We start from the raw sequence: 23,218 nt of genomic DNA, 5'->3' as shown, positions 1-23,218 counted from the left end.
TCCGAGCCGACGCGACGCCGTAAAGCAACCAGTGCGCGCGGGAGTTGAGGCGGATCAGTGAGCGATCACGGTGTGATCGCTCCCGTTCCGAGCGTATTCAGCGAGACGCCGTTCCGGCTGAGAATCGAGCCGTCGACGCGTTGCAGCTCGACGACGGCTTTGTTGAGCGAGGTCTGCGCTTGGAGTTCGAGCCCCTCGTTTTGCACGAACGTGATCTGGCGCTGGTCGACCAGAAACGTCGTCGACTCGCCGTTGCGGTACTTGCGAATCTCGCTCGCCAGCACTTGTTCGGCCGTTTCCCGCGCTTGCCGCGCCGCAAAGAGCTGGGCGAGCGCGGCCTGGTAGTTTTGGACGGCGTTGCGCACTTCGTATTGGATGCGCTCGGCCGTGCTCATCGATTGGATCTTCGCGATGCGTTCCTGTTCGTTCGCGACCGCGAGCGCGCCCTTCGCGGTGTTGTTCCCGATCGGGTATGAGATCTGGATCCCGGCGCTGTATGTCGGGAAGCGGCCAATGTTGCCGTACGCTTGCGGGAACGTACCGCCGTAGTACGGCGGCGGGGTCGCCGTGCCGAAAACACCGCCGAGCGGCGGCAGCGCGTTCCCCGCGAAGCCGTTGCCGTTGTAGGTCAACTGGAGATCGGCCTGCGGCAACATCTGATTCTTCGCGTACGCGAGGTTGACGTTGGCTTGCCGTTGCGCGTCGAACGCCTGGCGGACCTCGGGCCGGTTCTTCATCGCCGTATCGAGGAGCGATTGAAGCGTCGGCGGCGGCGGAAGCTGCAAGGCGGGTGAAGTGGGGACCAGATTTGCGCGCCAGATCGGATCGCCCGGGTCGGTGACGATCATGCTCTTGAGCTGATTTTGCAGTTGCGAGACGGTCTGCAGCGCGGTAAAGACGTTCTCCTGATAGATCGCGACTTGAGTCGAGGACTCCACCGCGTCGATTGGAGCGGCCGCACCTTGCTTGGCCTGACGGACGTTGCTCTGCTGTTGCAGCACGCTCTGGCGTAGTGCGTCTTCCTGAATCGCCACGTTGCGCCAAGCTGCCAGCAAATCCCAATACGCGTCCTCGACGCTCGAGATCGTCGTCGAAACCGAGGCGAGCGTGGAAGCCTGCGTCGCGTCCGCGTTGACGACCGAGAGTTCGAGCTGGCGTTTGGTGTCGTTCATCGCCAGGCCCTTGAGCAACGGCTGAGTGATCGAGACGTTGAGCGAGGCCAGGTAAAACGGATTGAACGCATCGATAAACGTGTTGTCGTTCACTTTGGTCTGCGAAAGGTTGATGTTGTACTGCGTTCCGATCGGCGACTGCCCTTGCACGCCGGCTTGCGCCGTTTGATAATTTTGCACGATCGGCTGAAAGTCGGTGCCGCCCGAGAAAAATGCGTTCTCGGCCGCCGTCGTATCGTGCTTGACCGAGGGCTGGACGAAGAAGTGGACGTCGTACGCGCCCTTGGCTTCGCGCACTTGATAACTCGCGACGTGCGTATTTGCGGCCGCAACCGAAAGATCGGGGTTCTTGAGCAGCGCCATGCCGATCGCGTCTTCGAGTGAGATCCCCACGAAGGGCTGCTGAGTGACGCCGACGATATTGGCCGAGGTCGGCGGGATGTCCGGCGCCTTGTAACCCGGCGCAACCGTCGGCACCGGCGGCGTGATCGGCGTCGGAACCGGCGTCGGAATGCTCGCGGCCGCCGGCAGCCTCGGTTTGGCCGACGCGGCTGCGAGCGGCGTCGCAGCGATCATCGCACCGAGCGCAAGAGAGGAAAGAATACGTACGTTCACGTGAGCGCTCCTATTCGACCGCGACTGCACCTTGTAGGCGCGGCTTGTTGAGTAGCAGGACCAGCGGCGCGAGCGCGATCGTAATAATCGCGGTCCAGCGCGAGGTATCGGCATATGAGAGCACCGCCGCCTGCGCTTGCACCAATCCGTCGAGATTATTCAGTGCCGACGTCGAATGCTCGCCGCCGTTCTGCTGAAGATAGATCGCGGTCGGCGCGCTGTGGAGGTTGACGGTCGCCGCGAGCTCCGTTTGGTGGACCGTTATTCCGCGCACCAAGAGCGTGACCAGGATCGCGGTCGCGATGCTGCCGCCGACTTGACGCGAGAGATTGAAAAATGCCGAGGTCGAGGGCACTTCCCGGTCCGGCACGCCGCCGAGCACGGCAATCGAGAGCGGCACGAAGATCTGCGAGAGGCCGATGCCGCTTATGACCAGGCAGAGAATGAAACTCCCGAATTCCGAGTTTGGCGTGGTAACCCCGGCGAGAAGCCAGTTCGAGACGCCGAGCAAGACGAAGCCGATCGCGGTCGAGAGCCGCACGTCGATTATGCCTCGGGTCGCGAGCATCGCCGTGATCGGCGTGAACGTCATGACGGCGAGCGCCCGCACGAAGACCGTCAACCCCGAGAGCGTCGCGGTGAAGCCGAGCGAGTTCTGCAGATATTGCGGTAAGACGAGAATCGAGCCGTAGAGGCTGATGCCAAGTACTGCACCCAGGATGCTCCCGGCCGCGACTTGACGCAGCCGCAACACGTGCAAATCGACGACCGGAATGCCCGAACGCAGCGTCCACCACACGAATCCGCCGATTCCCGCGGTCGCAAGTGCGGTGAAGAGCCGGATGTTCGTATCGCTGAACCAGTCGTACTGCTGCCCTTGGTCGAGCACGTATTGCATCGATCCAAGGCCGATCGCGAGCAGCGCCAAGCCGACCCAATCGAGTTTCTTCGCTTGCGGTTTGATCGGATTGCGCAAGAAGTTCCAAATCAGGGTGGCCGCAGCGATCCCGACGGGCAAGTTGATGAAAAACGCCCAGCGCCAGGTGAGATTATCGGTGATCCATCCGCCCAGGACCGGCCCGAGCGCCGGACCGACGATGACGCCCATCGCGAAGATGCCTTGCGCTTTACCCTGCTCCGAGAGCGTGTACGTGTCGCGCAGAATCGCCTGCGAGGTGGAAATGAGACCGCCGCCCCCCAGCCCTTGGACGATGCGCCAGAACACCAGCGAGCCGAAGCTCGGCGCAAGCCCGCACATCAGCGAGGCGATCGTGAATATCACGATCGACGCGAAGAAGTATTGCCGGCGTCCGAAGCGAGCCGCGAGCCAGGGCGTAATCGGAATCACGACCACGTTGGCGATGATGTACCCGGTCACGATCCACGCGCCTTGATCGACGGGCACGCCGAAGTTGCCTTGAATGTTCGGAAGCGCCACGTTGACGATCGTCGTGTCGATGATTTCGAGGAGCGTGGCCGCAATGACCGCGGCGCTCACGATTCCCCGACGTAGGCCGTGTTCGACTACGTTTCTTGGTTCCATGATCTCTACGCGTTTAGTGAACTTTTACGTAGGTTTCGACGCTCATACCCGGCCGCAGAGGGAGACTGGGATTGGGGTCGTCGATCGAGATACGGACGGGGATTCGTTGCGTGACCTTCACGAAGTTGCCGGTCGCGTTTTGTGCGGGTACCAGCGCGTAGGTATTCTGCGAAGCCGGATTGATCGACATGACGTGCCCGTGGAACGTATGGCCGGGGTACGCGTCGACGTTGATGTCGGCCGGCTGTCCCACGTGCATGTTCCCCATCTGGGTTTCTTTGTAATTAGCCGTGATGTAGATCTGGCCCGGACCGCTCGGAATCAACGTCATGATCGTCAATCCGGCCGAAACGGTCTGCCCGACTTCTGCGCTCTTCTCGCCGACGTACCCCTCGATCGGCGAATAGATGTGCGTATACGCCAGATTCTTCTTGGCGATCGCAAGCTGCGCGGCGGCCGCTTCGACTTGGCTCGGGTCCGAGGACTGGGCGAGTTTGCCTTGCGCCGTCGTGACGCCGCCTTGCGCCGCCGCAACGGAGGCTTGCGCGGCGTCGACTTTTTGCTCGGCGGCGTTGAGGTTGGCATCGGCCGAGGTCACGTTGTCGCGGGCGCTTTGAAGCTGCGCAGCGGCCGCGCGATAGGTTGCGCGATCGGCATCGAGCTGCGAGCGAGCGACGTCGCCGGTCGAAACGAGCGACTGCGTGCGGCGAAAATCCGCGAGCGCGCGCTGATACGCAGCCTGCGCCGCGGGCACTTGCGCGTCGGCAGCACGCAACGATGCCTCGGCCTGCGCGACGCCCGCCTGCGCCACCGGCACATTAGCCGCATCGCTTTGCGTCTGGGCCAGCGCTTGCGTGACGCCGCCCCGTCCCTGCTGCACGTTGGTGCGCTGGTTGGCGACGGCGAGATCGTATTGGGCACGCGCGTTGCGGACTTGATCCTGCTCGACCGCATTATCGAGTACGACCAGAAGCTGGCCCTTGTGGACCGGGTCATTCGTATCGACCAGAATCTTGTCGATGCGCTCGTTGATTTTGCTGGTCACCGCCACCGGATCGGCGTCGACCCGCGCGTCGTCGGTGCCTTCGTGCACGCGTGCGTACAGGAACCACTTCACCCCCCATATCAGGAGGAGGATGACGACGATCGCTCCGAGGACCCCGAAGATCACCCGCTTGCGCGGACCGGTGCGCCCGTTCAGTTCGGTCGCGTTTTCGCTCCGCCCGTTGTGGGCTTGGCCGGCACTGCCTTGCTGTGCCTCGCGCGTGTCCATTATTTGCTCCTTACGCCGTTGAGGAAGACGTCGACGATGAATGAAAGTGCGTAGTCGGGATCCGAGGAGAGCCGGCTGTCGGGGAACTTCTCGCGCGAGATGACCCGCGCGAAGACTATACCTAGGAAAAACGCCGCCAGGTCCGCAGGGTTGCCGTTGAGGGCACCGGAGGCCGTCTGGGCGGCCATGTACTCGATGACAGCCGCGCGCACGGCCGTCTGGGGGCGCCAGGTCTCGCGGGCAAAGATGCTGTTTTCGTAGTCGGTCTCGACCAGCGACCAACGGATCATGTCGATCATCGACTCCATGTGCTCGTTGATCGATCTCGCGATGACCAGCAAGTCCGCTTCGACCGGGCCCTGCAGGGTGGCGATGACCTCGCGTAGTTTGGTGTCGGGGCACGAGTGCTTGGCGACCGCGATGATCAGCGCGTCCTTGTTGCCGAAGTGGCGAAAGAGCGTGGCTTCGTTGACGCCCGCGACGTCGGCGATCTCACGCGTCGTCGCTCCACGCTTGCCCTTGCGCTTGATGACCTCGCGCGCGGCAAGGATGATACGTTCGCGCGTATCTTCTGGTGCGGCTTTATCGGCAGCTGCGTGCTTCTGTGCTTCTATCATCATGGTGTTTTCGTAAAGACCGAGTTACTGACGGCGACGTTGGTTTGATACGGGCCGAACTGCGAATCGCCTATGGCATGTACGTGCGGAATATCGATCGTCACGTGCTGCGACCCGACGAACGCATAGCCGTCCTGCTCGCGATATTGCTGCGTCATGACGATGCTTCCGCCGCTGGTGTAATGCCACTCCATTTGCGTCAGCTCGTAATTTTGCGGATCGACGTAGACCAGTGTGTGGTCGAGAATGTCGCTATGAATCTTCTTCGTCAGCCAAAGCACGTACATGGGATGGCCGTCGAGCGGCTGCAGGCCCTTGAACTCGATGTTCTGATCTTTCGACCAGCTCTGCGGGTCGCCGACGTCGTTGAAGATCTTCTCGAAACCCTTGGCGTAGCTCGGTACGCGATCGAAGACGATCTCGTATTTGTCGGGCCGCTTGTAATAGTAGGTGCCGTCGAGCACCGGCGCCAGGAACGGGAAGTTGAGCATGCGCAAACTCACGTGCACGCGCGATTCGTACGAGGCAAGCGATGTGTCGCGTGCGAGCATCCGTGCGATCACCTCTTGCGCGCTCGTCGGAGCCGAGGCACTGCTTTGGGCACTCGCGTACGAAACGCAGAGCACGGCTGCGAGCGCAGCCAGGATCAAAGCACGCCAGCTCATGCCGCGATATCCCTCACCATCGGGAACAGCCGATCGAGCGCCATCACCTGAAGGGAGCGCAGCAACTCGGGCCGCGTGACCTTGAGGGCGAGCTCGCCGCCGACTTCGCGCGAGCGGCGCAGCAGCGTGATCAGGCCGCGTACGCCCTCGGTATCGAGGCGGGTGAGCGTGTCGAGATCGAGCACGACCCGGTGCGCGCCGTCCGCAAAGGCAGCAAGCATCGTGCTGCGCACGGAGTCGAGCGTATCGGGCCGGTAGACGAGCGTTGGCGGATGCATGATCTTCCTTGGTGCAAGTGGGTACTTGCACGCAGGATACCACACCCCGGCCCCGTTGTGCAAGTGGGTACTTGCACGCGTCTTTTCCCTAATCCGAAGGGATCGGAGCCGGCGCCCGATGATGCCGGCGCGGCTTGGCCAAGCGATACCCCTCACGCAGCGCGTCGGCGACGCACATGTAGTGGCCGTGATGGGTCCGCCCATAGAGCGGATCGGACGGGAGGTGATAGACCCGCGAATGGGGATTGGCCCAGACCGGCGCCGCCGTGCCGCAATTGAGTTTCGGCGGCACGGTCGCAAACGTGCCGGGCGCCATCGCCTCGCCGTTCGCCTTCATCCCTCCGGCGGGCGGATAAGCCGCGGCGCTCCCCGAGGGCTCGACGCTTTGGTTGGTCATGATGCCGTTGGTGCTCGCCGTCGCGCTCGCACTTTGGCTGCCACGCGAGCAGGCCGCGAGCACGATCGCCAAGACCGTCGCGGCGATGAGCAATTTATGGAATGACACGGTCGCTTATCTCCTTGAGTTTTTCGCGCGCCAGCCGAGCCGCCGGGGCGGGCTCGCCCGTGTAGACGCGCGTGCCGCCGACAAAGCTTGCTTGCACCCACGCATCTTCTCCCCGGTAGACTACCCCATTTACCTCCGGCGTCCACGGATCGATCGCACTCGCGTCGAGCACGACGTAGTCGGCAGCGTTGCCGGAGACGAGATCGCCGGTCTGCAATCCCAGCGCGAGCGCGCCCTGAGCCGTTCCGAGATCGAAGGCCGCGCGCGCACCGAACGCGCTCCCGTCGGTTCGTGCGATCTTTTGCAGGAGCGTGGCCGCGCGCATTTCGTCGATCAGCGACGGCTTCACGTCGGCGTCGGTGCCCAATCCCATCGGCACGCCGAGCGCCTGCAGTCCGCTCGCGTCGCAGATGCCGTCACCCAAATACTGGTTGGTCATCGGATTGTGAATCACGCGCGCGCCGCGGTCAGCCAGCAAACGCTTCTCGTCCTCGGTAACGTAGATCGCATGCACGGCGATCGTGCGCCGGTCGAGTGCGTCGAGCCGGTCGAGAAGGCCGACCGGTGTCGTGCCGAAGCGTTCCGAGGTTTGTTCGCCCTCATACACCGCCTCGGCGACGTGAACGTGCATCATGCAGTCGTAGGAGCGCGCAAAATTCGCTGCCGCGCGAATCATCTCGGGTGAGGCCGCGTGCAGGGAATGCGGCGCCACGCAGACGTTGGCCCACGGATACTTCTCCATCAACTCGAGCGTGCGCGATTGGGCCAGATCGATGCTCTCCCGAAACTGCGGCGGTGCGTACGGAGCGTCCATCCACGTGCGCGCGAGGACCAGGCGAATTCCGGTTTCCTGCGCGGCCGCGATCGCCGCCTCGGCGTGAGCGTTGCCGCCGCCGTTGAGATAGAAGAATTCGGCAACCGTGGTTATGCCGGCCGCCAGCATTTCGGAGAACGCGGCGACGAACGTCCAATACACGTCCTCGGGCGTCAGCCGCGGAACCACGCGATAGAGCGCGTCGCTGCGCCAGCGTGCGAACGTCCGATCGTCGGCCCATCCGCGGAGCAAAATCTGATACCCGTGGCTATGACCGTTCACGAAACCGGGGACGACGAGTCGGTCTTGCGGAAAGGCGCGTACCGGACGATCGCCCGCGTTTTCCCGAACGATCGAGTAGTCCCCGGCAAAGGTGATCGTTCCGTCGTCGACCACGAACGCGTAATCGCGGCGAACCTCTCCACCGATCAGCGCGCGCGCGCAGCGCACCACTTCGTTCGCTCCCGGCTTCATTCGATCAGCATGCCGCGATGCACGACCGCGGCCGCCAGGTTGCCGCCGAACAGCCAACCGAATTCGTCGGGTGATTCGAGCGCAAGCGCCACGAAGTCGGCGGCGCCGCCGGCGCGAAGCACGCCCGCGTTCCGCCGCAGCGAGCGCGCGGGGGCGCGCGTCACGCCGTAGAGCGCCTCGGGAGCCGAGAGTCCGAAGAGCGCGCGGCCGAAATACGCAACCGTCTGCACGTTGAAGCACGGCGAGGTGCCGGGATTGTAGTCGCTGGCGAGCGCGACGTCACCGCCGCGCTCGAGGAGGGCACGCACCGGCGTGCGGTTTGCCAATCCGAGATATGCGATCGTCGCGGGGCAGGCGACGGTGACGATGCCCGCTTCAGCGATCGCCCGCACGTCCTGCTCGCGGATGTAGTTGCAATGATCGACGGCGTCGACCCCGAGGCCAACCGCCATCTCGGCGGCGGCGCCAAAGCTCATCTCGTCGCAATGCACGCGCAGTCGCATGCCCGCCGCCGCACACGCTTCCAGATAGCGCCGTGTCGCATCGGGCGAGAAGAAACCGGGCTCGCAGAACGCGTCGGCGTAGACGGCTCCGTGGGCCGCGGCGGTCGGAACGATCTGGTCGATCAAGTAGTCGACGTAGTCCCCTTCTCGGGTGAACTCCGGCGGCAGCGCATGCGCGCCCAAAAACGTACCGATCATCGCGGGAACGTCGGCATCGTCCCGGTGCGCGGCGATCAGGTCGAGCAGTGCGTCTTCGCCCGGCTTGTGCAGCGCGTAGCCGGTCTTCGTTTCGAGCGTCGTCGTTCCGTGCGCGAGCATCGTTTGCAGGCGCGGCCGCACGACGCCGTCGTAGAATGATTCGGGATCGAGCAGCGCATCACGCGTGCGCTCGACCGTGTAGAGCATGCCGAGCTGCGGTGTATCGCCGCGCAGGCGCGAGGCAAAGTCGGGTTCGCGGTCGCCGGCGAAGAGCGGATGCGCATGCGCGTCGACGAAGCCCGGTACGATCACGCAATCGCGCAGATCGAGTTCTTCGACCCCACCGTGTACCGAGCGTTCGATCTGCGCGCGCGGACCGACGGCGGCGATGCGTTCGCCCTCGATCAACAGCGCCGCGTCGTCAATGCGCCCCAAATCGGCAAAGGTGACGCCGTTTTGAGGGGCGTCACCGTCACATGGAACGATCGTCCTGGCGCGAACGAGCGTCAGCACGCAAGTGCGCGGCTTAGAGGCGCCAATCGATGCCTTTTTCGTCGGCCGTTTCGATTGCGAGTTCGTAACCGGCGTCGGCGTGGCGCACGACGCCCATGCCGCAATCGGTCGTGAGCACGGTCTGCAGGCGCTCCCGCGCGTCGGCCGACCCGTCGGCAACCACGACCATCCCCGCATGCAAACTGTAGCCGATGCCGACACCGCCGCCGTGATGGAAGCTGACCCAGTGCGCGCCGGCCGCCGTGTTGAGCAGCGCGTTGAGGATCGGCCAGTCGGCGATCGCGTCACTTCCGTCTCTCATCGCTTCGGTTTCCCGATAGGGCGAAGCGACGCTGCCCGTATCGAGATGATCGCGTCCGATCACGATCGGGGCTTTGATCTCGCCTGCACGCACGAGCTCGTTGAACCGTACGCCGGCCTTCGCGCGGTCTCCGTATCCGAGCCAACAGATCCTGGCCGGCAAGCCTTGAAACGCAATGCGTTCGCGAGCGAGCGTGATCCAGCGTTGCAACCCGGCATCGTGCGGAAAGAGTGCCAGCAGTTCGCGATCCAGCCGCGCGATGTCCGCCGGATCGCCCGAAAGCGCCGCAAACCGGAACGGCCCGGAGCCTTTGCAAAACAGCGGCCGGATGAAGGCGGGCACGAACCCGGGAAAATCGAACGCGCGCGCGTATCCGGCGCGCTGTGCCTGCGCGCGCAGGTTATTGCCATAATCGAAGACCACGGCGCCGGCGTCGAGAAAGCGCACCATTCCCTCGACGTGTTTACCGCAGCTCTCGAGCGCGCGGCGTTCGTACTCTTGGGGTGCGCTCTTCCGCAGCGCGGCGGCGTCATCCAACGAGAGGCCCTCGGGAACGTATCCGTCGATCAGATCGTGCGCCGACGTTTGATCGGTCACGGCATCCGGCCTGAATCCAAGATCGTAGAGCGCCCAAAATTCGGTCGCGGCGTTGCCTTCGTAGCCGATCGAGAGCGCGGACCCCGCTTTGCGCGCGCGCTCGACCTCGCGCAGCGCCGCCTCGCGCGAGTCGGCAACGGCGTCGAGATAGCGCAGCTCGCGCCGTCGTTCCAAACGCGCGCGATCGACGTCGACCAGCAGCGCGACGCCCTCGTTCATCGTGATCGCGAGCGGCTGCGCGCCGCCCATGCCGCCGACCCCTGCGGTCAAACACACCCGGCCGCGCAAGCTGCCGCCGAAGTGCTGCCGCGCGAGCTCCGCAAAGGTCTCGTAGGTCCCTTGCACGATGCCTTGCGTGCCGATATAAATCCACGAACCGGCCGTCATCTGTCCATACATGGTGAGCCCTTGCGCTTCCAACTCGCGGAAGGTTTTCCAATCGGCCCACTTCGGCACGAGATTCGAATTTGCGATCAGCACGCGCGGTGCGCGTTCATGCGTGCGCCAGACGGCGACGGGTTTGCCGCTCTGCACGATCATCGTCTCGTCGTTCTTCAGACGCTGCAGCGTTCGCACCAGCGAATCGAACGCCGCCCACGAGCGCGCGGCCTTGCCGTTGCCGCCGTAGACCACGAGATCGTTCGGGCGTTCGGCCACTTCCGGATCGAGATTGTTGCAGAGCATGCGCAGCGCAGCTTCTTGCGGCCAGCCTTGCGCGGTCAACGTGGTTCCGCGCGCCGCGCGCACGATTCGCGGGCCGGAGATCGTGGTAGCCATACCGGAATGTTATGGAATGGGCCGCATCGCTCTTGCTCGGCTCGGACGCTCCTCGCGGCGCCTCCTGCGCCGCTCCTGCTGCGCGAGTTTTGCGCCACGCCCAAAGGAAGTTCGCCTCCTGCGAATGGCGCAAAACTTCGAGCCCTCGCTCACAAGAGCGATCCAGCCCATTCCACGCCGTCCGGCCTTAGGTGGTCAGGGGGTCTTGCAGTTATTCGATATATCGAGTAAATTACTCGTAAGCACGACGACATACTCGAAAGGACCCTCCCATGGACTACGCCATCTTGGCAACCCTCTGGAACGGACCGGCTACGTTGCCCGAACTCGTCGGTGCCGTTTCCGACCGCACCGGACGCCCCGTCACCCCGTCCCTCGTCGATAGCTATCTACGGCTGCTCGAGCGATTTGGGTTCGTGGAGCGCGCCGACGACGGGGAATCTCCCTACACACTCGCGGAGCGCGGCTCGGTCTATTTGGCGTACGCCGCCACCGCATAGGACAATGTTTATGAACTTCCATTTCAGACCCGGACGCGAAGGCTTCGAAGGCCACTTTGGTATGGGCTTCGGCCCGGGCCGGCGCGGACGCCGCGGATTCGGCGGCGGCTGGGGCGGCCGCGGACGCGGCGATCTCAAGTATGAGATCCTCGAAGCGCTGCTCGAGGGACCGCGTCACGGGTATGACATCATGCTCACGATCGAGAGCAAGCGCGGGCTGCGTCCCAGTCCCGGATCGATCTACCCCGCGTTGCAGATGCTCGAGGACGGCGACTTCGTGCGCAGTCAAGAGCGCGACGGCAAGCGCACGTACGAAATCACCGATAAAGGGCGCGAGCTCTACGCGCAACGCGAACCCGCCGGCGAAGAAGGCATGCCGTGGGGCGACCCGGCGTTCTACGCGACGGTCGCTGAAGCGATGCGGCAAGTGCACGGCATCAAAGACGCCGCCAAACGCATCGCGAAGAGCGGCAACATCGAACTCTACAAGAAGGCGATCGAGGTACTCGATCGAGCCCGCCGCGAACTCTTCGATATTCTCGCCGACCACATCTAGTGTAGTGTCTCGTAAATTAGTTGAATAATTCTGCACATCGTGTTAGAGTTACATCATGGGTCGTCCTCTTCGTGATCTGAACATGACGGATGCAGAGCGCGCGACATTGCAGAGCTGGGCGCGTCGGCCGAAGACATCGCAACGCCTGGCGCATCGAGCGCGCATCTTGCTGCAATGCGATCGTGGTTTGCCGAACGACGTTGTCGCCGAACGCGTCGGGACGAGCAAGCAGGCAGTCTGTAAGTGGCGAGAGCGCTTCCGCCTCGATCGCCTCCAAGGGCTGAGCGATGCTCCTCGCTCGGGCCCTCCGCGCCAAATCACCGATGACCGGGTCGATGAGGTCGTCCGGAAAACACTCACGGCTCGCCCAAAGGGTGCGACGCATTGGAGCGTGCGCGAGATGGCCGCGGAGACCGGCCTTTCCCGCGCCGCGATTCATCGAATTTGGCAGACGTTCGGACTGCAGCCGCATCGCGTCGAAACGTTCAAGCTTTCTACGGATCCGCTCTTCGTAGAGAAAGTTCGTGACGTTGTTGGACTGTACATGGCGCCGCCTGAACGCGCGATCGTTCTGTGCGTTGACGAGAAATCTCAAGTGCAGGCGTTGGACCGAACGCAGCCGATCTTTCCGATGCGACCCGGCGTGCCAGAACGGCAGACGCATGACTACACGCGACACGGCGTGACATCGTTATTTGCCGCGCTCAATGTCGCGACCGGAAAGATCATCGGGGCTTGTCATCGCCGTCACCGGCATCAAGAGTTTCTGCGATTTCTGCGACGCATCGATGCGGAAGTTCCCAAAGCGCTGACCGTGCATCTCGTACTCGATAACTACGGAACCCATAAGACGCCGGCGGTTCGTCGCTGGTTTGCCGCACATCCCCGTTTTGAACTCCATTTCACACCGACGAGCGCCAGTTGGCTCAACCAAGTCGAGCGATTCTTCGGGGAGATCACGAGACGCCGGATTCGTCGTGGAACGTTCACGAGCGTCGCGGCACTTGAACGAGCCATTATGGAATATCTCAACGCTCACAACGCCAAAGCCAAGCCATTTGTCTGGACCGCGACCGCCGACACCATCTTCGACAAAATCACTCGCGGTTATTCGCGCAACTCGTGAGACACAACACTAGATCGGCAGCTGCCAGATTCCGCGGCCGTTCGTTGCGGCGAGTATGACATGGTTCGCTTCATCGAGCAGCAACTGGTTGATTCCGGCGTTCGGTAACCCGTCGGAATTGCGCGACCAGGTCGCTCCGCCGTCCGTGGTCGTGTAGATGCCCAAGTCCGTTCCGGCAAAGATGGTTCGACCATCGACGGCAAGGGCGGTGGCGGGAGAGTTCGGCAAAGCTCCGGGACCAACGCCGCTGATATTGCTCCATTTCGCCGTTACCGGCGGCGGCGTGATATCTGCGCGCCATACGTGCGGAGTGTCGTATCCGGAAAGCGCGATGATGAACGAACTTCCGTCCGGCGTGAGCGGCTTGATGTCGCAAACCCAATTTGACACCGGATTCAGCGGCGGGGAAACCGCGAGCGCGTCCCACTTACCGGCATTCTGGTTCACGTAGTACACTTCGCACGCCGAGGTGCCGACGAGAATCAAATTCGAGTTCACGAACGTGAGCGCAGTGATGTCGCCCGTGATACCGTCAAGCTCGATGTTCGTTGGCCACGAATTTGCGCCCTTCGCGGGATCGACATTGACAAATGGTGCAGCGCCGAACGCGATGTTGTTCGAGTTTGTTGGATCGATATCGAACGGCGGGTAGAAAGCCGTTTTCCCTTTGAGCCCGTCTTTTAGGGCGACGAACGAATCCCAGGCAACACCCGCATTCGTAGACTTGTACGGTACGTCCAAGACTACGTAAGCGAGTTGGGCGTCGTACGGATCGACGGCTACGGCTCCGAAGTCGCCGTCGCCGACCGCGTTGGCAGTCACCCCTTGCAGCAGTTGCGCGCCGTTGTCATGTGTGCCGAGAATGATCGTCTGCGCCTTTGGAAAGCGCGCAACCGACGTGACTTCCAACGTACACAGCCCCTTGTTGATAGAATCATTGGTCGTCTTTCCGCCGTCCGTCGAGCGAAAGATTCCGCCGTCGTTTCCGAAATAGATCGTGCGCTGGTCATGTGGGTCGAAGACAACCGCGTGGTGATCCTCGTGCAAGTCGTTTCCGATGTCACCGGATGTCCACGTATTATGCGCCGGGTCAAACGAGAAGCTGCGTAGGTTTACCGCGCCCGCATAGATCGTGTTGGGATCTCTCGGATCTGGGGCGAGGACAAGGCAATAGTATGCGAAATCTTCGAGAAAAGGCATCGCCTTCGGTAGCACCGACGTCCACGTGCCGGGACTCGCCTTCGGCGTATGCAGGAGTGCCGCGACGTTCCCGCCCTCGGAATCGGCGAGCAGGCACCACAACCGATCCTGGCGCGGCGTGGCTGCAAGCGCAATCCGGCCGAAACCACCGCGCACAGCGCCTGGCCCGAGGATGCATTCCCATTGCGGCGCGTCGTCATACGCGTTCGTCGTTCGGTAGATTCCGTTGGTCCAAAAAGCAGCGTACAGCGTGTGCGAATCGTCGGGATCGATGAGAATATCCGTCGCGGCCGGAGTCGTCGTTGAAATGTCGGGCAGTCCGCCCATCGGCAGCCATGTCTCTCCGCCGTCGCTGGAGCGGTGAATGCCCAGCGTGCTCGCCGCATAGACGAGCGCGGAGTTATCGGGGTCGACCGCGAGCCTAAAGAACGCGCCGCGGGTGAAGACATCAGCGGCGTATTCGGTCCACGTATCACCCGCGTCACGGCTTACGAGCAGTCCGTTCCCGTAAAGACTTTCCGGCCGGACAAATGAGTCGTTCGCGCCCTTTGTGGCGAGCTGACAGGAGACGCACAGGTTGCCTTCGCCGGTTCCCGCGTAGAGGGTGTGCGGGTCCGATGGGGCTGCGGCCAGCGCTCCGATTGCAAGCGATGTGTGACCGTCGCTCGTGGGCTCCCACGTGGCGCCACGGTCTTTCGATCGCCAGACGCCGCCGCGCGCGGTGCCCACGAAAAGAGTGTTTGCGTCATCGCCTTTCACGACGATCGCCGTCACTCTCCCGGTAACGTTGACGCGCTTTTCGCCGGCGAAGGTCTTGCCGCCGGTGGTCGCTGACGGGCCGACTTGCTGCCAGCGCACGGGATTAGGGTTCTAGCTTACGGTCCGGGCAAGGATCGTTTTGTATCTGGGTCGCGAGCACTCCGTTGAGAAGATCGCGAAATTCGAGCGTTTCTTTGTCGGTGGCTCCTTTGAAGTTGCTGACCACCTGGTCCACGTCGTCGGCGTGAATCGTAATAGCCATCTCGGCGTCAGGCCCGAGTTCGAGCACCGCGAACACCATGCGTTTCGCGCCGATCTTGCGCAGCGCAGCTCTTAGCAGTTTGTTCTCGGATGTTCCGCGGTCGTTGAGGTCTTCGCAAAGCCTCTTTGCGTTCCTGACACTATTCGGCGCCTTAGAAATATTCAAATACTTGGTGTCCGTCTTCATAATCGCCTCGCTTTCAGAAAGCAAACAAATGTTCGCTTAGGAATTGACGATGGTTCCTGGGGAGGCTATGATGCAACCACGCAAAGACTGGAACAGGCGCGTCAGATATGAAATCACCCGATGACACGCTGCGTGTTCATCTTTTCAAGGCGCTGCGTATTTCCTTTGGTGGACACGAAGTTCGCTTCGCTGCGCCTCGGAAGACGCAGGCGCTTCTGGCCTACCTCCTGCTCAATCGCGCTGTCGCGCTTTCGCGCGACGCCGTTGCCTTCGACCTGTGGACAGATGAACTGGAGACGGCCGCGCGGGCGAATCTTCGGCGGCACGTCCATCTGCTGACGCGCGCGCTTCCCTCTGCGCAGATTCCTTGGATTCTCAGCGGGATGAAGAGCATCCAATGGAACCCGCAGGCTCCGGCCTGGGTCGACGCCGGCACGTTCGAGGACGCGTGCGTGACGGGTGAGGCGGACTCTGACACTCTCCGCCTCTACTCCGGCGATTTGCTGGCCGATCTCGACGAAGAATGGCTCGCCCCGCTGCGCGACCGGTTTCGCGAGATGTACGTAGCAGCAGCTCTAAGCGCCCTCCAGCGGTACCAGTCTGCGGGGCGTCCGCGAGAGGCCATTGCGCTGGCCCAGGAATTGCTTCGCCGCGACCCACTGCAGGAGGAAGCGATTCGTGAGCTACTGCGAGCCCGCGTGGAGACCGGCGACCGCGCCGGCGCTATTCAAGATTACCGGAAATTCGAGCTGCTCTTGCGTGCGGAACTCGGCGTGACGCCGGACCGCGAGACGGCCGCTGTGTTCGAGGCGATAACCCGACTGCCCGAGTCGCCACGTCAGCCGGCTGCGGTTTCACCGCTGGTCGTTCCGCAGCGGCGCACGCACTTCGTCGACCGTGACGTTGAGCTGGAAGTTGCCCGCGACGCCTGCCGGCGTTCCGCCGGCGGCAGCGGCGGAGCGTTGTTGATCAGCGGGATGTCCGGTATCGGGAAATCGTCGCTGTTGAAAACGATCCTGACTGACGCGAAGGCCGACGGATTCGAGACAATAACGACGACGTGCTTCCGATACACGCGCTCGCCGCTCGCACCGCTACGCGACGCCCTTGCCCTCCTGAGCGAGGCGCTGCCGGATGCATTTCACGCGGCTCCGCGCTTGAAAGAGGAGCTTTCGTTCTTTTTGGACGATCCTCGCGCCCGCTCGCATGCGACAAAATCCCTCGTAACCGATCAGCGTTCGCAGTTTCATATGATCGCGCTAGCCATTCAAACGCTTTCGGCGGCGCAACCGCTCGTGATTGCTATCGAGGACATTCAATGGGCGGACCTCTCCACACTCGAGTGTCTTCGCTACGTCGTCGGCGCGATCGAACGCGCGCGCGTCATTATTGCCTTGTCCTACCGGTCGGATGCGGTTACGTATCAGCAGCCGGTGGCAACGTTGATCGGGGCCTTGAGGCGCATGGAACAGGTCGCAGAACTTGCGCTCGAGCCCCTCACCGACACCGAAGTTCGCTCGATGATCGATCAGGCGATCGGCGAAACTTTGCCCAGCCGGGAAATCGCGGATCGCATCATCCTGCTCGCCGAGGGCAATCCGCTCTTTGCCGATGAGCTGATTGGTTACGCGGCAAGCGGCAGAGGGCCGGCCGCTGATCCTATCGAGACTTTGCCGGCGACACTCAAGGCCGCTGTCTTGGAGCGTTTCGACGAATTCGATGATGGCGATCGCACGCTGCTGACGCAGGCTGCGGTTTTCGGACGCTCGTTCAATAGCGAGTTTCTTGCGGCGGTTAGCGAAACGGACCCAAAGCACGTCGCGTCGACCTTGCGTCGGGCGCGTGACCGGCAACTCGTTATTCCACTGCGCGAATCGCGCGGAAGTTACGAATTTCGCCATGCGTTGACCCAAGAAGTCTTGTACGCCGAGCTCTTGCCGGAAGAGGCGCGCATCTTACACCGGGCGGCAGCGATCGTGCTCGAGTCCGCAACGCTCGCATCGATCAGTGCGAGCGAGCTGGCAGCGCATTGGCTGCGAGCGAACGAGTTGGAAAAAGCCGGCCATTACTTCGAACTCGCCGGCGATCAGGCGATGCAGCTCTTCGCGCACCGCGATGCAGTGCAGAATTATTCACGAGCGCGTGAGTTCGCGCTATCCGACGATAAGACCGCGACGCTGGACGACAAGCTCGCGAGCGCATACCTTGCTGGCGGCGACCTCGCGCGAGCGAAGGAGTGCTTGAACCGTGCTATCGCACATTACGAGATTTCAGACCAAGGGCGTCTTGCCGAACTGTATTTGAAGATGTCTGTTGCTTCAGGGTACGGAGTGGAACCCGGGACGGCCCTCACATGGGCGCAGCGAGCACTCGAACAGAGCAGCGCACGCGGCGAAGCGCGCCTGAGCGCCGAAGCATCGCTGTACCTGGCGCGGATATCGTTTATGCGCGGCGAGCCGGTCGACGCTATCCGCTATCTGAGGAAGATGCCGCGATCGGCGCTGACGGCGGGGTCGTTGCGACTGCAAGCACGGCGATTGCTCTTCCTCGCTGTGGCTCAAGCAGAACTCGGCCGGCGTCCCAGGGCATTTGCGAACGTCGAGGCTGCGCGCTCGATTTTACGGGGCGAGAGCGATCCTGCGGTGCTTCGCGATCTTTATCACAACCACGCCGCAATCAGCGCATGGTTTGGCAAAATGCAAGCTTCAATTAGTACGTACCATCTGGCCATCGAAAACGGCCGCAGAGCGCTCAATTCCATCTACGAGTCGTACGCGCTCGCCTCCACGGCCTACATGCACATGTTCGCTGATGACGTCGATGTGGCTCGAAGCCTGCTCGATCAAGCGATCGAGGTTGGAAGAGGTGACCCACACGCTGCGATGCTGATCGCTGGTGCCGGCATTCCTATTGCTTTGCGCCAGCAAGATGACGCACTGCTCGCACGGGTTGCTTCGGTCGATGCGCTGAACGCTGCGCTGGCATCCGGTGACGCGTTGTTCACCAGCCCCATCTGGACCGCTTTCATCGAATACTATGTGTCGATCGGGGAGATAGGCCGAGCCACAGAGCTGATTCACCGGCTGGTTGCCGGCGCCGGATGCGGCATCGTCGTCCTGCAACCGGCGTTCCTGATCGCGTCTCACGGCGCGGCTGACAACGTTGCCGCGGCCCGGACGGTGTTGGCGGCGTGGGGAAATCAGCGCGACAACGTGTTCGGTCGCGGCGTTCTTGCTCTCTTCGAAGCGATTGCTGCATCGCGCTTTGAGCAAGCAAATGCTGTGGGCTTTGCAAGCGAGGCATGTGCGATTCTCGCAGATTGCGAGGTTCGCTATTTCTACGCGCTCGCACTCGAGCAAGCCGGGCGCGTCGCCGAAGCGCTCGAGATCCATCGCGGTATGCATAACCGCCGCGACGCGGAGCGGTTGGAGCGCAGGCCGCCTACGCGCAGCACGACTCGCGCAAAGCGATAGCGAAAGCGCGTCCACCAGCCGTCTCTTTCGAGACGATGAGGTAGTCGCCGCGCGGCGCGTCGTAGATCGTGAATCCTTCGGCAAGCGCGTCGGCGACGTTCTTGAACACCAATATGCCTTTCATCCCGCTGCCTCCGCTGTTTGGCAAAGCTGCGATCCGTTGAAGATCGATTGGAAGCACTTCGCCGTTTCCGGCATCGGCTCGACGCCGAACTCCGCGCGCAGGTTCGCAGCAAAGGCTTGATAGTAACGCAGCGCGCCGGCGCGGTCGCCGCACAGATATCGCAAGATCATCAGTTCGCGCACCGCGTCTTCCCGCCACGGATCGACGCTCAACAGGCGTTCGATGTAATGCTGCCGCCGGTGTACGTCGTTGCGGATTCGAGATTGCGCGATCAGCCGATCCAAGACGCCGCACATTTGGCGGCGGAGCCGGTCGCGGACTGAGAGAACCCACTCGTGATCGAGGTAGGGTGCGAAATCGCCGCCGTACAGGGCGGCGGCCTCCTCGAGACCGTCCTCGCGTCCGCAGAGCCGGTTGAATTCCGAAGCATCGACGAACACTTCGAGGTGTTCGGCCCACGAAACGATCCTGGCTTTGCGGGCGAATACGGAACGCTCGCCGGCGCCGAGAGCCTGATCGATCACGTAGAGCTGGCGGCGAAGCGTCGCGCGCGCCTCGTTTTCGGATAGATCGGGCCAAAGGGTAAAGGCGAGTTCCTCGCGGTTGATGGCATCGCCGCCGCGAACGGCGAGTGCGGCGAGCACCAAGAACGCTCGCGAGGAGAGTCGCGATTCCACCCGCGCGTTGTCGATTGCGGTACGCTGATTTCCCAGAAGCGTGATCTGGAGGGACCGCGTTTCCCGAGGGGTCGTTGCGCTCATGTTTTTAAGGCCTCCATTCGAAGGGTTGCTTCCGTTCGTTAGGATAGGCCCGGGCGAGTCCGAAAAGCGTCCGACGATTCTGAGCGAGGCTGGTGGGCCAAAGAGGGCCGCTAACAGTCGCTTCCGTAGGGTCCTGGCATGGACCGTGCCTGTTACCTAACGCGCTACTCGCCTATGTTCAAGAAGGCCTTTGGCACTGGCACGGCGCTCCTGTGGGAGATCCTATTCTCAGATTCTATCGGAGGCGACTTCAATCCGAAGAGCGAGGATTTCATTTACATCACGGCATGGAATCGCGCGTCGTTCGGCTGCGAGGCACTCTTGTCATATCACCATAGCGACGCCCCCGCTTTAGCGGTCTACGACCATGTTTACGGGGCGTTCACTTGCCCTCCGCAACCGATCTCCTTGTTCCAACAATATGTCGTAAACAAGGTCGTTGGGGGAATCGATGTGCGATCCATCACCTTGTTAAACGTTACATACAGAGAGGAGGATGGTTGGGTGAACGACGTGTCTCTGATATCGGAACGAAAGGGTCAATCCTTTCGTTTGTACAGATCCCCCAAGCCCTGCCGGGTGAGCGCATCTGCGCAGAAGACCGAATTCTGGTTCGACGGGTCATGCGGGCCGACGGTAGAGCCAAGCCGCATCTTTACGGGCACCTCACCCATTGGGTGGGCGAACGCGCGTCTCTCTAGGCGTGATGAAGCTGGCAAATGGACCGAATACCAACTTCTGAGCGAGGGTCAATCAACGATCGAGCCGGGCTGCGGTTGCTTTAGGCCGCGGTACGTTGAACCTAACCATACCGCGCTATTAACAAGTTAGATGGGCCTTTAGACCTATAGGTTTGGCACACAGCGCGAAGTGGCTAGGATAACCCCCGTGACCCTGAGAACTTTTTCAAAGCGTCGGGCCTTCCGTCGAATGCGACGAGTTGGTTGACATTCCCCTCTAGGAACTTCGCGCTCCAAAATCTGGAGGTATCATGGTTAGCTCGGTTTCGAAAGGCAGAGCAACGTTTTTGGCAATTGATCCCAACAAGGTTCAGGAAACATTCGAATTGCTCGATACTATGGTTTGGTCAAAGGCTCGGTCAGAATGGACCGATCTTTGCGCGCAGATCTCAGCGAAGCGTTTGGAATTCTCAATCGTTTTGTGCGAGGACCGCGTGCCACGCTTAAAAGTCAAGCTTGCGGCTTTTGGAAACACAAAGGCCGTTCGCGACAATTATCTCGGGGCGAGGACCGGCTTCTGGAAGCAATTTCGCGAACAGCTCGACCGGGTTCTTCCCGTTCCCCTTGCGCAACAGCCCTGTATCTTATAGGGGCAAACTGTGGGGAACCGCGTTGCGGCTCCCCACCAAGGGTCCCGAAACAGGTGATCTTTTCGCCGCGCTACTGGGCGAAAATCACCTTATAGAGGAAGCTGTCGCCGGCGGGTTGGCAGTCCCAGCTTGCGGCCGCGTACCGGGAAGCCCGGGCCACCCGCATCGCGGCGAAGTCGAGCGCGGAGTCTCCCGAGCTCTGCGCGACCGCGATGTTACTGATCTCTCCGGAGGCGGCGAGGTCGACGCGCAGAATGGTCGTGCCCGTTCCGTTGACGCCGTCCGGCAACATGACATCCGGGTGGCTCAACAGTGCGGCGCCGTGATTCGGCGTGCTGCACGCGGATGCGAGAATGACCTTCGTGGCCGCCGAGGCCGGCACACTTGCGCAGAGCAAGGCAAAGAGCGTCACGGCGCCGGTCAAAAGGGCCGGTCCCCAGCCGGCGAAGAGCTTTTGCGAAGTCCGGATCGGACGCGCGATGCCGGTGCTTTGCTCGGTGCGTTCGGGGTTCCGCAGGTTCTTGGGATGTTCGTCGTTGGTATTGAACATGATGGTGTCCTCACTAGCGTAGAGCGGTAACACCATGAGGCTAATCTTCTCGGCGTCCGCCGATCGTCCGAAAATCGGCGCGAAAACGTCCGAAAAACGTCCCGATTTCCCGCCCCCAGGCCCTTTCAACCCGCGTCCCGAACACCAAGCCAGTGAAAATAGAAGAAGAAGTCCCCGTTTCGGTTCCCATGCGCGCCGTCAAAGCGGTCGTGAAAAAAACGGCGAAGGTCTATCCGCCGCACGAACACTTCGGCAGCCCCCTCAATATTTGCCGCGTCTGCGGCGAGAAGTACACGTATACGCCGAAGCCGTACGGCATCGGCGAAAAGAAATAGCCCTAGCTAGTTACAGTGCGTCCAGCTCGGGTCGGCCGGCGGCGCGAGTTCGATCGGCGCATCGCTCGACCGCGTCCAGTCGCGCTGCACGAACCCCTCCCGCTCGAGCGCGTGTGCGAGCGTGACGAACCGCGCGAGCGGCGCACTGCAATCGCGACCGGTGCAGCCGGCGAAGTATACCGGGCTGAACGCGATCCCGCTCGGCAAAGCGTCCTTGCTGCGGAATTGCGCGAGCGTTTCGTACGCAAATCGAAGGCGCACGCGATAGGCGCCCGCGGCGGTGCGGTAGAGTTCGAAGATCAGGGCGCCGCCCGGCGGCATATCATCCGCGACCAGTCCGTTTCCGAGCGGCCAGTGCGCATCGAGGATTCCGCCGAGCGCACCCAGCTGCGTATCGTGGCCGGAGATGAACGCGACGTTGTCGTGCATGACGTTCGGTACGGTGACGCCGGGATGCGCGATGCCTGCCTTCTCTTCCAAGAGACCGACGATGTGCGCGAACAGATTGCCGCCTCGCGCGTGCGAATCTTTCGGCGGTCGAGAATTGACGTCATATTCGAGGACGTGAACGCGCATGGCGCCGGCGAGCTTCCGGCGATCGAATGCCGGGCCACACTGCGCGTATTCGAGAAACAGCGATTCCGCATAGGTCGAGCCGGTGTCGATCGGATTCGGCTCGCTCGTCACCGGCGGGCAGGTTCCGTTGCATTGCGCATCGAGCAGCGACTGAAGCGCCGCGAAGTCGGCGGCATGCTGCGCGACGAGCGCGGACGGCGGCGCCGCCTTTCTCGAACGCGGTCGTTTGAGGCCCTCAAAGAGCGGATCGCGCGCGCCCGGCCCGGTCTGGGCATCGTGATACATCGGCAGCGCGCCGGGTGAACCGCATGCGCCCGCGATCAACGCGCGTGCCGTTTCCAGCGTTCGCTGGTCTAAATCGGCGTAGACATATGTCGCACGCGAACGGCAGTCGAGCGGCAACCCGATCGAGGCGAAGTACGCGTGATAGAAACGGCCGAGGTGCGTGATCTCGCGGTAGCCGTGCTCGGTTAGATATCCGGGCTGGACGGGCGCCCAGTCCGGCCAGGTGTAGCCGGCCGGCGTGTGCGTGAAGCTGCGCACGCCGTGGCGCGTCACGACAATCGCGAAGACCGGTGTATCCCGGGCCGTGCTCGCGGTCAACAGGGTCATGAGAACGAGATGCAGCATGAGTT

At 62.3% G+C, this 23,218-nt stretch carries 22 protein-coding genes; 6 read left to right on the top strand and 16 right to left on the bottom strand.

The features are described 5' to 3' along the window. Nucleotides 1-65: 65 nt before the first annotated feature. From VMF11_08345 to hutU, 10 genes are all read right to left on the bottom strand, one after another. A complete protein-coding gene (locus tag VMF11_08345; GenBank protein ID HTU70321.1) occupies nt 66-1,787 on the bottom strand; it encodes a TolC family protein in 1,722 nt (573 codons plus the stop codon). A gap of 10 nt (nt 1,788-1,797) precedes the next feature. Continuing rightward, nucleotides 1,798-3,285: a DHA2 family efflux MFS transporter permease subunit gene (locus VMF11_08340; GenBank protein HTU70320.1), complete on the bottom strand. Its 1,488-nt coding sequence runs from the start codon at nt 3,283-3,285 to the stop codon at nt 1,798-1,800. Nucleotides 3,286-3,343: 58 nt separating this feature from the next. Then, nucleotides 3,344-4,603: an HlyD family secretion protein gene (locus VMF11_08335; protein HTU70319.1), complete on the bottom strand. Its 1,260-nt coding sequence runs from the start codon at nt 4,601-4,603 to the stop codon at nt 3,344-3,346. Continuing rightward, nucleotides 4,603-5,223, bottom strand: coding sequence for a TetR/AcrR family transcriptional regulator (locus VMF11_08330; protein ID HTU70318.1), 621 nt, complete (start codon nt 5,221-5,223; stop codon nt 4,603-4,605). The genes VMF11_08335 and VMF11_08330 overlap by 1 nt, the downstream gene beginning before the upstream one ends. Beyond that, complete coding sequence (locus VMF11_08325) at nt 5,220-5,885, bottom strand: hypothetical protein (protein HTU70317.1); 666 nt, start codon at nt 5,883-5,885, stop codon at nt 5,220-5,222. The genes VMF11_08330 and VMF11_08325 overlap by 4 nt, the downstream gene beginning before the upstream one ends. Continuing rightward, nucleotides 5,882-6,163 (bottom strand): STAS domain-containing protein, encoded by a 282-nt coding sequence (locus tag VMF11_08320; GenBank protein ID HTU70316.1) that lies wholly within the window; start codon nt 6,161-6,163, stop codon nt 5,882-5,884. Before VMF11_08320 ends, VMF11_08325 begins: the two co-directional genes overlap by 4 nt. Nucleotides 6,164-6,251: 88 nt before the next feature. Next, nucleotides 6,252-6,668 carry a hypothetical protein gene (locus VMF11_08315; protein ID HTU70315.1) on the bottom strand — a complete coding sequence of 139 codons (417 nt, stop codon included), beginning with the start codon at nt 6,666-6,668 and terminating at the stop codon, nt 6,252-6,254. Further along, on the bottom strand, nt 6,655-7,935 hold the full coding sequence (locus VMF11_08310) for an amidohydrolase family protein (GenBank protein HTU70314.1): 1,281 nt from the start codon (nt 7,933-7,935) through the stop codon (nt 6,655-6,657). Before VMF11_08310 ends, VMF11_08315 begins: the two co-directional genes overlap by 14 nt. Before the next feature lie 17 nt (nt 7,936-7,952). Beyond that, complete coding sequence (locus VMF11_08305; protein HTU70313.1) at nt 7,953-9,170, bottom strand: amidohydrolase family protein; 1,218 nt, start codon at nt 9,168-9,170, stop codon at nt 7,953-7,955. A gap of 13 nt (nt 9,171-9,183) precedes the next feature. Further along, on the bottom strand, nt 9,184-10,845 hold the full coding sequence (gene hutU, locus VMF11_08300; protein ID HTU70312.1) for a urocanate hydratase: 1,662 nt from the start codon (nt 10,843-10,845) through the stop codon (nt 9,184-9,186). Between the two features lie 272 nt (nt 10,846-11,117). On the opposite strand from hutU, the gene VMF11_08295 reads away from it, so the two are divergent. Genes VMF11_08295 through VMF11_08285 form a run of 3 tightly spaced genes read left to right on the top strand, consistent with a single transcriptional unit; the run spans nt 11,118 to nt 13,027 of the window. Continuing rightward, nucleotides 11,118-11,345, top strand: a complete 228-nt coding sequence (locus VMF11_08295; protein HTU70311.1) for a hypothetical protein — start codon at nt 11,118-11,120, stop codon at nt 11,343-11,345. Between the two features lie 10 nt (nt 11,346-11,355). Next, complete coding sequence (locus VMF11_08290) at nt 11,356-11,901, top strand: PadR family transcriptional regulator (protein ID HTU70310.1); 546 nt, start codon at nt 11,356-11,358, stop codon at nt 11,899-11,901. Between the two features lie 55 nt (nt 11,902-11,956). Further along, entirely contained in the window at nt 11,957-13,027 is a 1,071-nt protein-coding gene (locus VMF11_08285) for an IS630 family transposase (protein HTU70309.1), read from the top strand. Nucleotides 13,028-13,036: 9 nt separating this feature from the next. Here VMF11_08285 and VMF11_08280 read toward each other — a convergent pair whose 3' ends face one another. Together VMF11_08280 and VMF11_08275 are read right to left on the bottom strand one after the other, a co-directional pair. Continuing rightward, nucleotides 13,037-15,085 carry a sialidase family protein gene (locus VMF11_08280; protein HTU70308.1) on the bottom strand — a complete coding sequence of 683 codons (2,049 nt, stop codon included), beginning with the start codon at nt 15,083-15,085 and terminating at the stop codon, nt 13,037-13,039. A gap of 4 nt (nt 15,086-15,089) precedes the next feature. Continuing rightward, nucleotides 15,090-15,434, bottom strand: a complete 345-nt coding sequence (locus tag VMF11_08275; GenBank protein ID HTU70307.1) for a hypothetical protein — start codon at nt 15,432-15,434, stop codon at nt 15,090-15,092. A 107-nt stretch (nt 15,435-15,541) separates the two neighbouring features. Here VMF11_08275 and VMF11_08270 point away from each other — a divergent pair, with 107 nt between their 5' ends. After that, entirely contained in the window at nt 15,542-18,907 is a 3,366-nt protein-coding gene (locus VMF11_08270) for an AAA family ATPase (protein ID HTU70306.1), read from the top strand. On the opposite strand, the gene VMF11_08265 is transcribed toward VMF11_08270, so the two are convergent. Next, nucleotides 18,876-19,031 carry a hypothetical protein gene (locus VMF11_08265; protein ID HTU70305.1) on the bottom strand — a complete coding sequence of 52 codons (156 nt, stop codon included), beginning with the start codon at nt 19,029-19,031 and terminating at the stop codon, nt 18,876-18,878. The two genes, VMF11_08270 and VMF11_08265, sit on opposite strands and share 32 nt — an antisense overlap. Beyond that, entirely contained in the window at nt 19,028-19,792 is a 765-nt protein-coding gene (locus VMF11_08260) for a BTAD domain-containing putative transcriptional regulator (GenBank protein ID HTU70304.1), read from the bottom strand. Before VMF11_08260 ends, VMF11_08265 begins: the two co-directional genes overlap by 4 nt. A 991-nt stretch (nt 19,793-20,783) precedes the next feature. On the opposite strand from VMF11_08260, the gene VMF11_08255 reads away from it, so the two are divergent. Continuing rightward, nucleotides 20,784-21,122: a hypothetical protein gene (locus VMF11_08255; GenBank protein ID HTU70303.1), complete on the top strand. Its 339-nt coding sequence runs from the start codon at nt 20,784-20,786 to the stop codon at nt 21,120-21,122. Nucleotides 21,123-21,192: 70 nt separating this feature from the next. Here the strand turns inward: VMF11_08255 and VMF11_08250 are convergent, their stop codons facing one another. Beyond that, nucleotides 21,193-21,708, bottom strand: coding sequence for an energy transducer TonB (locus tag VMF11_08250; GenBank protein HTU70302.1), 516 nt, complete (start codon nt 21,706-21,708; stop codon nt 21,193-21,195). A gap of 116 nt (nt 21,709-21,824) precedes the next feature. Between VMF11_08250 and VMF11_08245 the strand changes: the two genes are divergently transcribed. Beyond that, complete coding sequence (locus VMF11_08245; GenBank protein ID HTU70301.1) at nt 21,825-22,007, top strand: hypothetical protein; 183 nt, start codon at nt 21,825-21,827, stop codon at nt 22,005-22,007. Nucleotides 22,008-22,013: 6 nt separating this feature from the next. Here the strand turns inward: VMF11_08245 and VMF11_08240 are convergent, their stop codons facing one another. Next, nucleotides 22,014-23,213 (bottom strand): hypothetical protein, encoded by a 1,200-nt coding sequence (locus tag VMF11_08240; GenBank protein ID HTU70300.1) that lies wholly within the window; start codon nt 23,211-23,213, stop codon nt 22,014-22,016. Between the last annotated feature and the right edge of the window lie 5 nt (nt 23,214-23,218).

The organism is Candidatus Baltobacteraceae bacterium, assembly GCA_035502855.1.
GTDB lineage: Bacteria > Vulcanimicrobiota > Vulcanimicrobiia > Vulcanimicrobiales > Vulcanimicrobiaceae > Aquilonibacter.
Note: the sequence above shows the minus strand (reverse complement) of the source record. Positions and strands in the feature narration are given on the sequence as shown.